The organism is Paraburkholderia sp. J11-2, from assembly GCF_905220185.1.
In the GTDB taxonomy this organism is placed as follows: Bacteria; Pseudomonadota; Gammaproteobacteria; order Burkholderiales; family Burkholderiaceae; genus Paraburkholderia.
On the sequence record NZ_CAJMYY010000003.1, the window covers coordinates 61757 to 75036 of the forward strand.

Below are 13280 nucleotides of genomic sequence, written 5' to 3' on the forward strand. Positions count from 1 at the left end.
ATCCGCGATCGATGGCGGCGCCCGGCCTCCAGCGGTACTCCCAGCCGCGCAGCCAGGCCTCGTTCTGACGAACATACGCGTGCAAGAAAACGCCGTCACGCTATTGCAATTGCCGCATTTGCCCCGATTTGCGCGGTGCATGTGCGCCAGGCGCAAAGCGGCGTAAGCTGGTAGATGGATCAGCCGTCGCCAGCCGGCCGGCGCGTGAGCCCAACCCGCATGCACGCACCTCGGCTCATCATGGCCGATCTCATTTCACTGGAGGAATTCATGTCGCTTTTCGACTCCATCTCCCGCACCGTCAAGGGCCTGCTCAACGACGCGGCTGACTCGGTGCAGGATCCGTCGCGCGACGCGCGCCAGATCGTGCGTGAGCTCGACGACAGCATCGCCCGCGCGGAGAACTCGCTCGTCGAGATCCAGGCGCAGGTCGCGACGCAGCAAAGCAAGCGCGACGTGGCCGCCGACAAGGCGAAGAAGTACGAAGACGGCGCAAAGCGCGCGCTGCAATCGGGCGACGAAGCGCTCGCACGCGAAGCACTCGGCGCGCAGCAAACCGCCGAAGCCGAGCGCGACGCGCTCGCGGGCGAACTGGCCAAGCTCGAACCGTCGGTCGATCAACTCAAGCAGCAGATCGACGACATGCGCCAGCGCCGCAACGACCTGAACGCACGCTCGAACATCCTGCAAGCGAAGCAACAGATCGCTCAGGCGAAGGACGTCGCAGCCACGGCGCTGGGCGGCATCGGCGGCAAGAATCTCGATGGCGACTTCCAGAAGCTGGAAGAGAAGGTCGCGCTGTCGAACGCGCGCTCGGACGCGCGGCTGAATTCGTCCGACCAGTCGAGCGGCAAGGCGCTCGACGACAAGCTCGCGGCGCTCAACAAGGGGCCGTCGGTAGACGAGCGCCTCGAGGCACTCAAGAAGCAGATGAACACGCCGGCGCAGTAAAGCGCGCCAGCGTGCTGGATGCGGCGCGGCATGGGCCGCGCTGCCGGCATAGCGCCGCATCCCCGTATCGAATGCCATGGAGACGGGCGTCAAGCCGCCCGGCCAGCAACATGAAAAAGTTTCTTGCCGCTGCCAGCATCGCTGTCGCATCGCTCGCCTTCACGGGCGGCGTGGCGTTCGCCGTGCCGAGCGTGCAGCAGATCGAATCTGCGATGTCCCAGGGCGACTGGCAGCGCGCCGACTCGGGCCTCACCGAAGTCCTGCAGGCGCATCCGGACAACGCGCGTGCCCACTACCTCTACGCGCAGGTGCTCAACCGCGAAGGCCGTTACGCCGACGCGCTCACGCAGGTCCAGCAAGCGAAGTCGCTCGATCCGCAAATCCGCTTCACCCAGCCGCAGCGTTTCGCGCAGGTCGAAGCGAAGATCCGCTCCGACGCCACGCGCGCCGGCGCGGTGACGAAGAGCAGTTCGAACAACCCGTTCACGCAGCAAGCAGCGGCGGCTCCCACGCCGCAAAGGCAGGGTCCTGGTATGGGCATGTGGATTGGTATCGCCATTCTGTTGGTCGGCATTGCGCTCGTGCTGCGCTGGACACTGCGCCGCGCGAAGTCCACCGAAGACGCCAAGGCCGGCGACGACCGCCGCGACCAGCTCAAGCGCGCCACCGAACTGCTTAACGGCGTGCGCTCGCTCAAGCTCGACGTGAAGCTCTCGACGGCACCGGGCCACGAAGCGCTCGAGAAGGAAGTCGAAGGACTCGAAGCGCAGTTGCGCAGCCTCGTCGAAACGCTCTCGAACAGCGCGAATCCGCGGCCGCCGTACGAGATCGAGGACCTCGAACGCCAGTTCGCGAGCCTCAAGGCGCGCGCCGAAGGCCGTCCCGATCCGAACGCGCAGCCCGCAGCGCCGGAGTACGGCAGCAACTCGAGCTACGCGCGTGAAGCCGATGCCGCGTTCGGGCGTCAGCCGCAGTATCCGCCGGCGCCGCCGCAGCAACCGCCGCAGGTGATCGTGCAGCAAGGCGGCGGTGGCATGGGCGGCATGGGCGGACTGCTCACGGGCGTCCTGCTCGGTGAAGCGCTGAACCATGGCCGCGACCGCGTGATCGAGCGCGACGTGTTCGTCGACGAGGATGGGCGCCGTGTTCAGCGCGACGGCAGCGGCAATGGCGGCGGCCTCGACTTCGGCCAGGGATCGAACGACTGGGACGACGGCTCGGGCGGCGGCGGTGTCGATATGGGCAGCAACGACAGCTCGGACGACTGGAACAACTCCTGAGGCTTCTCCAGCGCACACCGCTTACGCAAACGACGGGCTCCTTCACGGAGCCCGTTTTGCATCGGCGCGAATCACAGCACTTCGCACGACACACCGCACATCACACGTAACGGCGGACGCACACATGAGCAGCAGAAACGGGGCGGCACTGCGCATCGCCATCATCGGCAGCGGCTTTTCCGGCATCGGCATGGCGATCCGCCTGCGCAGTATGGGCGTGGACTCGTTCACGATCTATGAAGCCGCCGCAAGCCTCGGAGGCACCTGGCGCGACAATGCGTATCCAGGCGCCGCTTGCGATATTCCTTCGCACCTCTACTCGTTTTCGTTCGAGCTGAATCCGGCGTGGACGCGCACCTACGCGCCGCAGCACGAAATTCTCGACTACCTGCGCCATTGCGCGCACAAGTATGACGTCGAGCGCTTCATCGAATATCGTTCGCGCGTGCACGCGGCGCGCTTCGTGCAGGCCCGCGGCGTCTGGGAAGTGGAGATCGAACGCGACGGCGCGATCCGGACGATCGAAGCCGATATCGTGATCGCTGCGAACGGCCCGCTCTCGCGGCCGGCGATGCCGCAGATCCCGGGCATCGAGCGCTTCGAGGGCAAGCTCTTCCATTCGGCGCGCTGGGACCATGACTATGCACTCGAAGGCAAGCGCATCGCCGTGATCGGCACTGGGGCAAGCGCGATTCAGTTCGTACCGCATATCCAGCCGCGCGCGGCTCAGCTCACGGTGTTTCAGCGCACGCCGCCGTGGATCATGCCGCGGCGCGATCGCGCCATCAGCGAACGTTGGCGCTGGATTTACCGGCACATGCCCTTCGCGCAACGCGTGGCGCGTGCCGCCATATACTGGCAGCACGAATCGCGTGCGCTTGGCTTCGCGGTGGAGCCGCGCCTGCTCAAGGCGCCGACGAAGTTCGCGCTAAGCTATCTCGCGCATAAGGTCAAAGAGCCCGAACTGCGCGCGCGGCTCACGCCGGACTACGTGCTGGGCTGCAAGCGCGTGCTGCTCTCGAGCGACTACTACCCTGCCCTCGCGCAGCCGAACGCGGAGTTGGTGACCGACGCGATCCGCGAGGTCGTTGCGGATGGCATCGTCACCGCCGACGGCAAGCACCGGCCTTACGACGCGATCGTCTGCGGCACGGGTTTTCAGGTCAACGGCGTCGACGCGCCTTTCCACGTGACGGGCGCAGACGGTCAGGACCTCGGCGAAACGTGGCGGCGCGACGGCCCCGAGGCGTACCTGGGCGCGAGCGTCGCGGGCTTCCCGAATCTCTTCTTCATGGTCGGGCCGAACACGGCGCTCGGGCACAACTCGATGATCTACATGATCGAGTCGCATATCGCCTATATCGCCGCCTGCATCCGCGCGCTGCAGCGCTCGGGCGCGCGCACGATGGAGGTTCGCGCCGAGGCGCAGCGAAGCTGGAACGCGCGCCTGCAGGCGCGTTTCGCAGGCACCGTGTGGCAGTCGGGGTGCCGCAGCTTCTACCTTACGCAGGCGGGCAAGAACACCGCGCTGTGGCCTGGCTTCACGTTCATGTTTCGCCGCAAAACGCGCCGCGTGCGCAGCGCCGACTACGCGTTCGAGCGTTAGACGCGCTGCGGATGCCCCGCGTACACGCGCGTCTCGTAGGCGAAGTTCACCGTACCGTTTTTTTGCGTCGCCTCGAACAGCTCGCGCAGTGCCGCGAGCATCGGCTCGTGGCGCTCATCGCCGGCCCTTGGCGCATACGACGACGACATCAGCCGCCCGCGCAGGCTATCGAAGTCGAGCAACTGCGCATTCGGGAACACAGTCTGATGCTCGAAGCCGTCGCCGAACCAGTCGGCCATCGCGGCCGAGTCGGGATAGGTTTCGGCCACTTGCGCGTAGTCGGGGCAAAAACGCTGCAGCAGCGCCTCGTAGCCCGCCAGAAACGCCGAACCTTCGAGCAGGCGGCTGTTCCAGAACAGCACGATCTTGCCGCGCGGTTTCAGGATGCGCGCGAACTCGCGCTGCGAATCGGTCTTGTGGAACCAGTGGAACGCCTGCGCGGCGCTCACGAGGTCCACGCTCGCGGCGTCGAGCGTCGTCGCCTCCGCCGTGCCCGCGACACTGCGATAGCCTTTGTAGCCGCCTAGCATTTCGTCCGCCGCGGCGCGCATGGCCGCGTTCGGCTCGACGGCCGTGACGGGGTGGCCCGCGTCGAGGAAAAGCCTGGTTGAGAGGCCCGTACCCGCGCCGATGTCGGCCACGGGCGCACCCGGCGCAATGCCGCACTCCACGTGCACGAAGGTCGCCACTTCGCGCGGATAGGTCGGCCGGTATTTCACGTAGTCTGCGACCCGGTCGGTGAAACGCCGGGTGGAATCGTCGATCATCGTTCTGCCCTTTTGTCGTTCAACCGCCGCCGCCCAGGAGCTTCACCAGCTCCCAGAGGAAGCGCAATACCATCAGGATCAGCTCCCAGAGCTGGATCAGTTGCTGCCAGAGCGCGAGCGGCGCGCTCCCGCCGAAAATCGCTTCGATCATCTTGCTCCCATCGCGACGCCCCTGTGCTCCTCATTTCAGGCTTGCGGAGCGCCCGAGTTCCCGATCATAGCGCCAGGCGCACCCCCTGCGCTCAAGTCTGCGTATTACGCGCCGTAAACAAGTTCAGAAAGCCCGGCGATCGGACCTGCTGACGACTGGGCACGCCGCTTTTCACAGCGTTGCGCTTTTCATTGCGCACCGGGCAAGGAGACACCCGATGACACGTTTGCGTTTGCTGGGCCTGCGCGGTCGCCGCCGCGCGGGAAAATCCGCCGGCGTCGTTGGCGACATTGCTGCGCACGCCGGCAGGCTCGGAATCGAGATCTGCGACGTGGCGGGCCACGTCGACGAAGTCGCCGCGCGCGTGCAGCGTCAGACCGACGTGTGCCACGCCCTGCGCGAGTCGGCAGCGCACACGCTCGCCGGCAACCACCAGATCGCCGCGGCAGCGCGCGCCATGCGCGAGCTGAGCACGGGCACCGCCGCCACGGTGCAGCAATCGCAGCAGACCATCGAGGAATCACTCGCCGACATTCACGGGCTGGTCGAGAGCGTCACCGTCATCGAGACGCAGATCCGCTCGCTCAAGAGCGCGCTTGCGCATGTCTCGAAGGTCTCCGAGGAAATCTCGCTGATCGCGCGGCAAACCCAGCTTCTCGCGCTGAACGCGGCCATCGAAGCAGCGCGCGCGGGCGAGTCCGGCAAGAGCTTCGCCGTGGTCGCGAGCGAAGTGAAGAACCTCTCTGCGAAAACCGCGCAGGCTACCGGCCAGATCGAGCAAACGCTCGGGCAGCTCACGCAGCAGACCGAGCAGCTCATCGCCGAAGGCACCGCCAACACTGAACGCGCGCATCGCGTGCGCGAAGGCACGCACACCATTGGCGCGGCCGTGCACAGCACCGGCCAGGCGATCATGCAGCTCGACGAGCACGCCGGACAGATCGCCCAGCTCACGGGCGAGATCGAGACGAAATGCGACGGGCTCGAAAGCCAGGTGGGCGAGATGGTCGCCGGCGTCGAAGATTCGGGGCGCAACTTCGTGCAGGCGAAGGATCAGCTCGGCAAGTTGCTCGAGGTCTCGGAAACGCTCATCGAACTTTCCGCCGCCACGGGCGTGGAAACCGACGACACGCGTTTCATCGAGACCGTACAGCGCGCCGCCGCCCAGGTCAGCAAGCAGTTCGAAGGCGCGCTCGCGCGTGGCGAGATCGGCGAAGCGGATCTGTTCGACAGCGTCTACGCGCCGGTGCCGAACACGAACCCGCAGCAGCATATGACGCGCTTCACCGCCTTCACCGACCGCGTGCTGCCTGCGATCCTCGAACCGCTGCTCGCGTTCGACGAGCGCGTCGCCTTCTGCGTGGCGATCGATCCGCGCGGCTACATTCCCACGCACAATCGCAAGTTCTCGCATCCGCAAGGCGCCGACCCGGTGTGGAATGCCGCGAACTGCCGCAATCACCGCATCTTCAACGACCGTGCGGGGCGCGCCGCCGGCTCGCACACCAAGCCCTTCCTGCTGCAAACGTACCGTCGTGACATGGGCGGCGGCACGTTCGTGATGATGAAGGACGCCTCCGCGCCGATCTTCGTGAACGGGCGGCACTGGGGCGGGTTTCGCATGGGATACCGTCTGTAACGATCGATCGCCCAAAAGCAAACGGCGCGCGGACATGGCTGTCCGCGCGCCGTTTTTGCATGCGCCTCGAAGCGCGTTGGCGATCAAACGGCCATCGCCATCCGCTTGCGCTCCGCGCGCTGCATGAAATAGTTGCCGGCGATCACACCCACGGTCACGACCGCAATGAACAGCGTAGCGAGCGCGTTCATCTCCGGGTTCAGGCCGAGGCGCACACGCGAGAACACCACGAGCGGCAGCGTGGTCGAGCCCGGCCCCGAAAGGAACGCCGAGAGCACCAGGTCGTCGATCGAGAGCGTGAACGAGAGCAGCCAGCCGGCCGCAAGCGCCTGCGAAATGAGCGGCAGCGTGATCTGGAAGAACACCTTGAACGGCGTCGCGCCCAGGTCGAGCGCAGCCTCTTCGAGCGACGGATTCAACTCGCGCACGCGCGACTGCACGATGATGGCAACGTACGAAATACACAGCATGACGTGGCCGATCCAGATTGTGAACACGCCGCGCCCCGCGGGCCAGCCGATCAATTTGCCCATTTCCACGAAGAGCAGCAAGAGCGAAATGCCCTGGATCACTTCGGGAATCACGAGCGGTGCGTTGATCATGCCCGAGAAGAGCGTAAAGCCGCGAAAGCGCCCCATGCGCGCGAGCACGAAGCCCGCCCACGTGCCGATGAATACCGACGCGAACGCCGTCATCAGCGCGATGCGCAGCGAGAGCCAGGCGGCGGTGATCAGCTCGTCGTCGGTGATGAGCGCCTGATACCAGCGCGTGGAAAAGCGCGTCCACACCGTCACGAGTTGCGACTCGTTGAACGAATAGACGATCAGGCTCAGGATCGGGATATAGAGGAACGCGAAGCCGAGGCCGAGCGCGATAAACATCAGAACGCGATTCGGTTTCATTTGCCGCGGCCCTCCAGTTCCTTCGCCTGGTAGTGCTGGAACAGCGCCATAGGCACGAGCAGCAGGAGCACCATCGCGCAGGTCACGGCGGAGGCCATCGGCCAGTCGGCATTGTCGAAGAACTCGTTCCACATGACGCGGCCGATCATCAGCGTGTTCGCGCCGCCAAGCAACTCAGGAATGACGTACTCGCCCACCGCCGGAATGAACACCAGCAGGCAGCCCGCGATAATGCCGTTCTTCGAGAGCGGCAGCGTGATCTCCACGAACGCGCGCCACGGCTTCGCGCCGAGGTCGTACGCGGCTTCGAGCAGCGTGAGGTCCATCTTCACGAGGTGCGCGTAGAGCGGCATCACGAGAAACGGCAGATACGAATACACCATGCCGATATAAACGGCCGTGTTCGTGTGATAAAGCTCGAGGGGCGAATGAATGATGCCGATCGACATCAGGAAATTGTTCAGCAGTCCGTTGTTCTTCAGAATGCCGATCCACGCGTACACGCGGATCAGGAACGACGTCCAGAACGGCAGCATCACGGCCATCATGAGGATGTTGCGCGAGGCCGGATTCGAGCGCGCGATGTAATACGCCATCGGATAGCCGATGATGAGGCACAGCAGCGTCGAAATCGCCGCCACGACCACCGAATTCACGTAGGTCGCGAAGTACAGGCTGTCCTGGAACAGGAACGCGTAGTGCGAGAAGTCGAGCGCGATGTGCCATACACCGTCCGCGAACGACGCCAGCTCCGTGTACGGCGGAATGCCGAGCTGCTGGTCGGCGAAGCTGATCTTCACCACCAGGATGAACGGCACGAGGAAGAACAGCAGCAGCCAGATGAACGGACCCGCCACGACGGCCGTGCGGCCCGTCAGGTTGAAGCGTTTCGCGGGCCAGTTCAGGAAGTTGCGGAAAGTCGTCGTGCTCATGACGTCAGCACCACACCGGCCGAGGCGCTCCAGCGCACGTAGACTTCGTCTTCCCACGTGGGCGAGTCGATCTCGGAGAGCGCGAGGCTCGACATGTTCGCGATCACCGTCTTGCCCGAGTCGAGCTTGACGTGATAGAGCGAGTAGCCGCCCATATAGGCGATGTTCTTGACCACGCCTTTGCCCCAGTTGAACACGCCTTCGGGCGGTTTGCGCGTGAGCGAGATGCGCTCGGGGCGCACCGAGATCGTCACGGGCATGCCGAGCGGCCCGGTGATGCCGTGATTCACGTAAAGGCGCACCGGCAGTTCCGGGCACTCGACGAACACGTGATCGGGCTCGTCCTCGACCACGTTGCCGTCGAAGAGATTGGTCGAACCGATGAACTCCGCCGAGAAGCGGCTGTTCGGGAATTCATAGACCTGGTTCGGCGTGCCGAGCTGGACGATCTCGCCTTCGCTCATCACCGCGAGGCGCCCCGCCATCGTCATGGCCTCTTCCTGGTCGTGCGTGACCATGATGCAGGTGACGCCGACCTTGTCGAGAATGTTGACGAGTTCGATTTGCGTGCGCTGGCGAATCTGCTTGTCGAGGGCGGACATCGGCTCGTCGAGCAGAAGCAGCTTGGGGCGCTTCACGAGCGAGCGCGCGAGCGCCACGCGCTGCTGCTGGCCGCCCGAAAGCTGGTGCGGCTTGCGCTTGGCGAAGCGCGTCATCTGCACGAGTTCGAGCGCGTTCGCCACGCGGTCCTTGAGTTCGTCCTTTTTCACGCCTTCCTGGCGCAGTCCGAAGCCCACGTTCGACTCCACCGTCATGTGCGGAAAAAGCGCGTACGACTGGAACATCATGTTGACCGGCCGGCGGTACGGCGGCATGGAGGCCAGGTCCTCGCCGTCGATCAGGATCTTGCCTGACGTCACGGTTTCGAGACCCGCGAGCATGCGCAGCAAGGTGGACTTGCCGCAGCCCGAGCTGCCGAGCAGCGCGAACAGCTCGCCCTTCTTCACCGACAGGTTGACGCCCTTGACTGCCGCCGTTTCGCCGAACTTCTTGACGACATCGACGATCTGCACGAAGTTGTCCGCGGCCGAATCTGCCGCGGTGAAGCCCGAAGGCAGCGAACCGGCGGTTGCCGGCGCGCTCGACTGGTCACTCATGATTCTCTCTGCCCTGCCTGTTTCTGCGTGAATCTTGGACGGGGTTGACGAACAAAGCCCCCGGCATCGTGCCGAGGGCTCGGGGTAAAACGGGATTGGATTTCAACCGCGTCAGCGGCCCGACTTGAACTCGGTCCACAGACGCGTCTGCAGGCGCTGGATCTCAGGCGGCAGCGGCTTGAGCAGGAACAACGTCTTCAGGACTTCGGGCGACGGGTACACGGCCGGGTCGTTGGCGATGTCCTTGTCCACGTACTTGCGCGCTTCCGCGTTCGCGCTCGGGTAGTAGACCGCGTTCGTGATCGCTGCGTGAACCTGCGGCGTCTCGATGTAGTTGATCCACTCGAGCGCGGCCTCCTTGTGCTGCGCATCCTTCGGGATGGTCATCACGTCAAACCAGATCGGCGCGCCGCCCTTCGGAATGTAGTACTCGATCTTGTACGGCTTCTTCGCGTCGATGGCGCGGTGCTTGGCGATCACGACGTCGCCCGACCAGCCGTACGCGAAGCAGATGTCGCCGCCCACGAGGTCGTTGATATAGCCCGACGAGTTGAACTGCGTGATGTACGGGCGGATCTTTTTCATCATCGCGAGCGCGGCGCGATAATCGTCCGGGTTCGTCGAGAGCGGGTCACGGCCGATGTAGTGCAGCGCGGCCGCGAACATCTGGTCCGGCGCGTCGAGCACGGACACGCCGCAGGCCTTCAGCTTCGAGATGTTCTCGGGCTTGAAGAGGATGTCCCAGTTGTCGAGCGGCACGTTCTTGCCGAGGATCTGCTGTGCCTTCGTGACGTTATAGGCGAGACCGGTCGTACCGTACGCCCAGGGCACCGCGAACTTGTTGCCGGGATCCGCGCCGGCGACCAGCGCCATCAGTTGCGGATCGAGATACTTGAGGTTGGGGATCTTCGACTTGTCGAGCGGCGCGAAAATGCCGGCGGCGATCTGCTTGCCCGCGTAGTTGCTGGTCGGCACGACGATGTCGTAACCCGAATTGCCCGCGAGCAGCTTGGCCTGGAGCGTGTCGTCGCTGTCGTAGTTGTCGTACTTGACCTGAATGCCGGTCTGCTTCGTGAAGTTCGGAATCGTGTCCTTGGCGATGTAATCGGACCAGTTGTACACGTTCAGCTGCGTGTCCTTCGCTACCGACGTCATCCACGGCGCCGCGCACAGTGCGAGCGCGACCAGTTGCGCCACAAGCCCTTTCTTCATCCCGTTCTCCGATCCTGACCGGCTCCGGCCGGCCGCCTGCCTCGCTTCGTGCCGCGCCACGTGTCACCCGTGCACGGCTCCCCTGACTTTCCTAAAACCTACCATCAAACCCGCCCGGCAAGTAATAAAACGCGGGCGTGTCGCGCAAACGGAACATGGGCCATGGGAGTACGGCCAGCCGCGCGCGGACGGTAAATCGCGCGCAATTTTAGCCGTTTCACGGGCCATGTCCACAAAAAACCGCTCTAGTGGCGCATGCGCGCGACGGCCCGCTGCCCGCTGGGCGCGGCGCCTCGCTCCACCTTGCTATCGGCTTGCAGTCGCTTTGCCGATTCATCGCGCATCGTATGCCGCCGCGGCGCGAGCACGGGCGCGGGCGGCCGCCGCGCCCGGTATCGGTTAACATAGCGGCGTTTCGTTCCCAAGCCGGCGCGCGCGACGCCCGGCCACGCCCCAAGGCTCTTCAATGGCATCCAATCTCCACGACCTCCCCGACAGCCCATGCATTGGCGTGTGCTCGACCCTTTTCGACGACGTCTGCAAAGGTTGCGGGCGCACCGCCGTGGAAGTCTCCAACTGGGTCTTCTTGAGCGACGAGGAAAAGCGCGCCGTGTGGGAGCGCATCGAGCGCGAAGGCACGGCCATGCGCTTCCAGAAAGACCGCGCCTGAAGCAAAAAACGCCGGACAAGCCGGCGTTCGAAAGTCGGTGGAGGGGCGATCGCTCAGAACTTCATGCCGACGCCCAGACCCACCACGAGCGGATCGATGTGCAGCGTGCCGAGCGACGTGCCACCCATTGACGCGTCGGTGTGCATCCAGATCTTCTTGATATCCGCGTTCACGAAAATCCGCTTCGTCACCTGGAAGTCGATGCCGAACTGCAGCGCCGGACCAAAGCTGTGGTTGTCGATCGAAACCGGCTGGCCGCCTGCGTGCAGACCGTTGTTGTAGAACAGCGTGTAGTTGATGCCCGCGCCCACGTACGGCCGCACCTTACCCGCGTTGTTGAAGTGATACTGCAGCAGCAGCGTAGGCGGCAGCACGCCCACGCCGCCGAGTGCACCGATGTTCGATGTGACCTGGTTGCGCGACGTGCCGAGAATCAGCTCCACGCCGATGTTGTTGGTCGCCATGTAGGTGAAGTCGAGCTCGGGCACGATGGCGTTGTTCACGTCCGCGCCAATCGCACCGAGCGTACCGTTGCCGCGCGCGTCCGGCGCGATCTCGATCGCGCGCAGGCGCACCAGCCAGTCTCCCGCGTAGATGCCCGAGTCGGGCGAGCTGGCTGCGTTGGCGGGGGCCGCCAGGAGGGCCGCGCCCATGGTGAGCGCGGCGGTTGCCGCGATCTTTTTAATTGCTTGGTACATCGATAAACCCCGTGTCTGTTATGTAGCCGTAGGAAGGCCTACAAATTGTCAGAGACGGGGCCCGGTGCCGTTTTGATAAGTGTCAAGCCAGTGCGAACGCTGCGCGCTGTGCGACCGCGGGTCGCGCAGCGCCGGTCAGCAGCAGTTCCAGCAGGTCGCGAACGCTGCGGATGGCATTGCCAAACGGCAGCGCTTCGCGGCCGCGGAAGAACAAGCCGTTCGCGACGTCGCCACGCAACGCCGCCGCGAGGCGCGTGTCGATGCAAAAGTGGCCGAACTTCTCGATGCCATCGCGCAGCCCGCAGGCCGAAAGACATTCGAGCCCGGTTGGGCAAGCGAGCTTGAGCGAGCCGATCTTGGTGCGAATACGCGACTCGTTGCGCAGATAACGTTCGAGCCACGGCGTTTTCACCGCGCGTGCCGGCAAGCCCGTCACACTCACGAACTCGACGATGTCTTCAGGCTTTGCGTCGGCAAGCACGCGCTTGAAGTCGGGGTGCGCGTCGCCCTCCTCGGTCACCGCGAACGGCGTGCCGACCTGCACGCCGTTGGCGCCCGCTTCGAGCCATTTGCGCACAGCCTCATGGCTGTTGATGCCGCCGGCCACGACGAGCGGCACGTCGCGCCGCGAAATGCCGAGCGTGGCATAGACGCCTTCGAGTTCCTCGAAAATCTGGGTGAATGCGAAGCGCTCGTTGCCCATGTCGGCGATGTCGGTCACGCCCAGGTGACCGCCCGCGTATGCCGGATGCTCGATCACGATGGCGTCGGGCAGGCGGCCCTTCTTCATCCACTTCTTGAGCACGAGCGCGACACCGCGTGCATCGGACAGGATCGGTACGAGCGCGATATCCACGCCCGCCGTGAGGTCGGGCAGATCGAGCGGCAGGCCAGCGCCCATGACGATGGCGTCGGCGCCGTGCTCACAGGCGGCGCGCACATAGTCGGCGTGGGCGTTGACCGCCTTCATGACGTTCACGGCGATCATGCCGTTGCCGCCTGCCAGCTTGCGAGCCGCCGCAATTTCACGGCCAAGCGCGATGAGGTTCGCGCGCGCGAGCGTTTCGTGCTGCGGGTCGGCGCGGCACATGTCCATGAGATCGCTGTGGTGATGGCGCAGGTCGATGCTCGCGATCGTGCCGAGCGCGCCTTCACGCGCGACACTGCCAGCCAGCCGGTGTGCCGAAATGCCGACACCCATGCCGCCCTGCACGACGGGCAGGAGTTGACGACCGCGAATCTGGAGCGGAGCGAAGGAGTGGCCAGGAACCATGTTGTGCTCTGTCGATGACAAAGCGCCTATGGTCGCGCGTAC

Annotated in this window: 13 protein-coding genes; 5 read left to right on the plus strand and 8 right to left on the minus strand. The window is 64.8% G+C overall.

The window, feature by feature from the left end; all coding sequences use genetic code 11:
- The first annotated feature begins 270 nt into the window (after positions 1-270).
- The 3 genes from U5A57_RS04725 (at position 271) to U5A57_RS04735 (ending at position 3837) form a co-directional block, all read left to right on the plus strand.
- Complete coding sequence (locus U5A57_RS04725) at positions 271-951, plus strand: PspA/IM30 family protein (protein ID WP_042265728.1); 681 nt, start codon at positions 271-273, stop codon at positions 949-951.
- Between the two features lie 110 nt (positions 952-1061).
- Positions 1062-2231 (plus strand): tetratricopeptide repeat protein, encoded by a 1170-nt coding sequence (locus tag U5A57_RS04730; RefSeq protein WP_321908663.1) that lies wholly within the window; start codon positions 1062-1064, stop codon positions 2229-2231.
- Positions 2232-2355: 124 nt separating this feature from the next.
- Positions 2356-3837 carry an NAD(P)/FAD-dependent oxidoreductase gene (locus tag U5A57_RS04735; RefSeq protein ID WP_321908664.1) on the plus strand — a complete coding sequence of 494 codons (1482 nt, stop codon included), beginning with the start codon at positions 2356-2358 and terminating at the stop codon, positions 3835-3837.
- Here U5A57_RS04735 and U5A57_RS04740 read toward each other — a convergent pair.
- Positions 3834-4604 (minus strand): class I SAM-dependent methyltransferase, encoded by a 771-nt coding sequence (locus U5A57_RS04740; protein ID WP_321908666.1) that lies wholly within the window; start codon positions 4602-4604, stop codon positions 3834-3836. The two genes, U5A57_RS04735 and U5A57_RS04740, sit on opposite strands and share 4 nt — an antisense overlap.
- Positions 4605-4623: 19 nt before the next feature.
- Positions 4624-4755: a hypothetical protein gene (locus tag U5A57_RS04745; protein WP_267904745.1), complete on the minus strand. Its 132-nt coding sequence runs from the start codon at positions 4753-4755 to the stop codon at positions 4624-4626.
- A gap of 217 nt (positions 4756-4972) precedes the next feature.
- Between U5A57_RS04745 and U5A57_RS04750 the strand changes: the two genes are divergently transcribed.
- Entirely contained in the window at positions 4973-6394 is a 1422-nt protein-coding gene (locus U5A57_RS04750; protein ID WP_321908668.1) for a methyl-accepting chemotaxis protein, read from the plus strand.
- A gap of 83 nt (positions 6395-6477) precedes the next feature.
- Here U5A57_RS04750 and U5A57_RS04755 read toward each other — a convergent pair whose 3' ends face one another.
- From U5A57_RS04755 to U5A57_RS04770, 4 genes are all read right to left on the minus strand, one after another.
- Positions 6478-7296, minus strand: coding sequence for an ABC transporter permease subunit (locus tag U5A57_RS04755; RefSeq protein WP_158757721.1), 819 nt, complete (start codon positions 7294-7296; stop codon positions 6478-6480).
- Positions 7293-8228 carry an ABC transporter permease subunit gene (locus tag U5A57_RS04760; RefSeq protein ID WP_321908669.1) on the minus strand — a complete coding sequence of 312 codons (936 nt, stop codon included), beginning with the start codon at positions 8226-8228 and terminating at the stop codon, positions 7293-7295. Before U5A57_RS04760 ends, U5A57_RS04755 begins: the two co-directional genes overlap by 4 nt.
- On the minus strand, positions 8225-9385 hold the full coding sequence (locus U5A57_RS04765; protein WP_415765183.1) for an ABC transporter ATP-binding protein: 1161 nt from the start codon (positions 9383-9385) through the stop codon (positions 8225-8227). Before U5A57_RS04765 ends, U5A57_RS04760 begins: the two co-directional genes overlap by 4 nt.
- Before the next feature lie 111 nt (positions 9386-9496).
- Positions 9497-10597 (minus strand): polyamine ABC transporter substrate-binding protein, encoded by a 1101-nt coding sequence (locus tag U5A57_RS04770; protein WP_321908671.1) that lies wholly within the window; start codon positions 10595-10597, stop codon positions 9497-9499.
- Between the two features lie 466 nt (positions 10598-11063).
- Here U5A57_RS04770 and U5A57_RS04775 point away from each other — a divergent pair, with 466 nt between their 5' ends.
- A complete protein-coding gene (locus tag U5A57_RS04775; RefSeq protein ID WP_028204006.1) occupies positions 11064-11267 on the plus strand; it encodes a DUF1289 domain-containing protein in 204 nt (67 codons plus the stop codon).
- 53 nt (positions 11268-11320) lie between these two features.
- On the opposite strand, the gene U5A57_RS04780 is transcribed toward U5A57_RS04775, so the two are convergent.
- Entirely contained in the window at positions 11321-11965 is a 645-nt protein-coding gene (locus U5A57_RS04780) for an OmpW/AlkL family protein (RefSeq protein ID WP_321908674.1), read from the minus strand.
- An 82-nt stretch (positions 11966-12047) separates the two neighbouring features.
- Positions 12048-13238, minus strand: coding sequence for a nitronate monooxygenase family protein (locus U5A57_RS04785; RefSeq protein WP_321908676.1), 1191 nt, complete (start codon positions 13236-13238; stop codon positions 12048-12050).
- Between the last annotated feature and the right edge of the window lie 42 nt (positions 13239-13280).

Coding starts and splice junctions, on each gene's coding strand:
- U5A57_RS04785 (WP_321908676.1), bottom strand. CDS start 13,238: ATGGTTCCTGGCCACTCCTTCGCTCCGCTCCAGATTCGCGGTCGTCAA.
- U5A57_RS04740 (WP_321908666.1), bottom strand. CDS start 4,604: ATGATCGACGATTCCACCCGGCGTTTCACCGACCGGGTCGCAGACTAC.
- U5A57_RS04755 (WP_158757721.1), bottom strand. CDS start 7,296: ATGAAACCGAATCGCGTTCTGATGTTTATCGCGCTCGGCCTCGGCTTC.
- U5A57_RS04725 (WP_042265728.1), top strand. CDS start 271: ATGTCGCTTTTCGACTCCATCTCCCGCACCGTCAAGGGCCTGCTCAAC.
- U5A57_RS04780 (WP_321908674.1), bottom strand. CDS start 11,965: ATGTACCAAGCAATTAAAAAGATCGCGGCAACCGCCGCGCTCACCATG.
- U5A57_RS04760 (WP_321908669.1), bottom strand. CDS start 8,228: ATGAGCACGACGACTTTCCGCAACTTCCTGAACTGGCCCGCGAAACGC.
- U5A57_RS04730 (WP_321908663.1), top strand. CDS start 1,062: ATGAAAAAGTTTCTTGCCGCTGCCAGCATCGCTGTCGCATCGCTCGCC.
- U5A57_RS04765 (WP_415765183.1), bottom strand. CDS start 9,385: ATGAGTGACCAGTCGAGCGCGCCGGCAACCGCCGGTTCGCTGCCTTCG.
- U5A57_RS04770 (WP_321908671.1), bottom strand. CDS start 10,597: ATGAAGAAAGGGCTTGTGGCGCAACTGGTCGCGCTCGCACTGTGCGCG.
- U5A57_RS04750 (WP_321908668.1), top strand. CDS start 4,973: ATGACACGTTTGCGTTTGCTGGGCCTGCGCGGTCGCCGCCGCGCGGGA.
- U5A57_RS04745 (WP_267904745.1), bottom strand. CDS start 4,755: ATGATCGAAGCGATTTTCGGCGGGAGCGCGCCGCTCGCGCTCTGGCAG.
- U5A57_RS04735 (WP_321908664.1), top strand. CDS start 2,356: ATGAGCAGCAGAAACGGGGCGGCACTGCGCATCGCCATCATCGGCAGC.
- U5A57_RS04775 (WP_028204006.1), top strand. CDS start 11,064: ATGGCATCCAATCTCCACGACCTCCCCGACAGCCCATGCATTGGCGTG.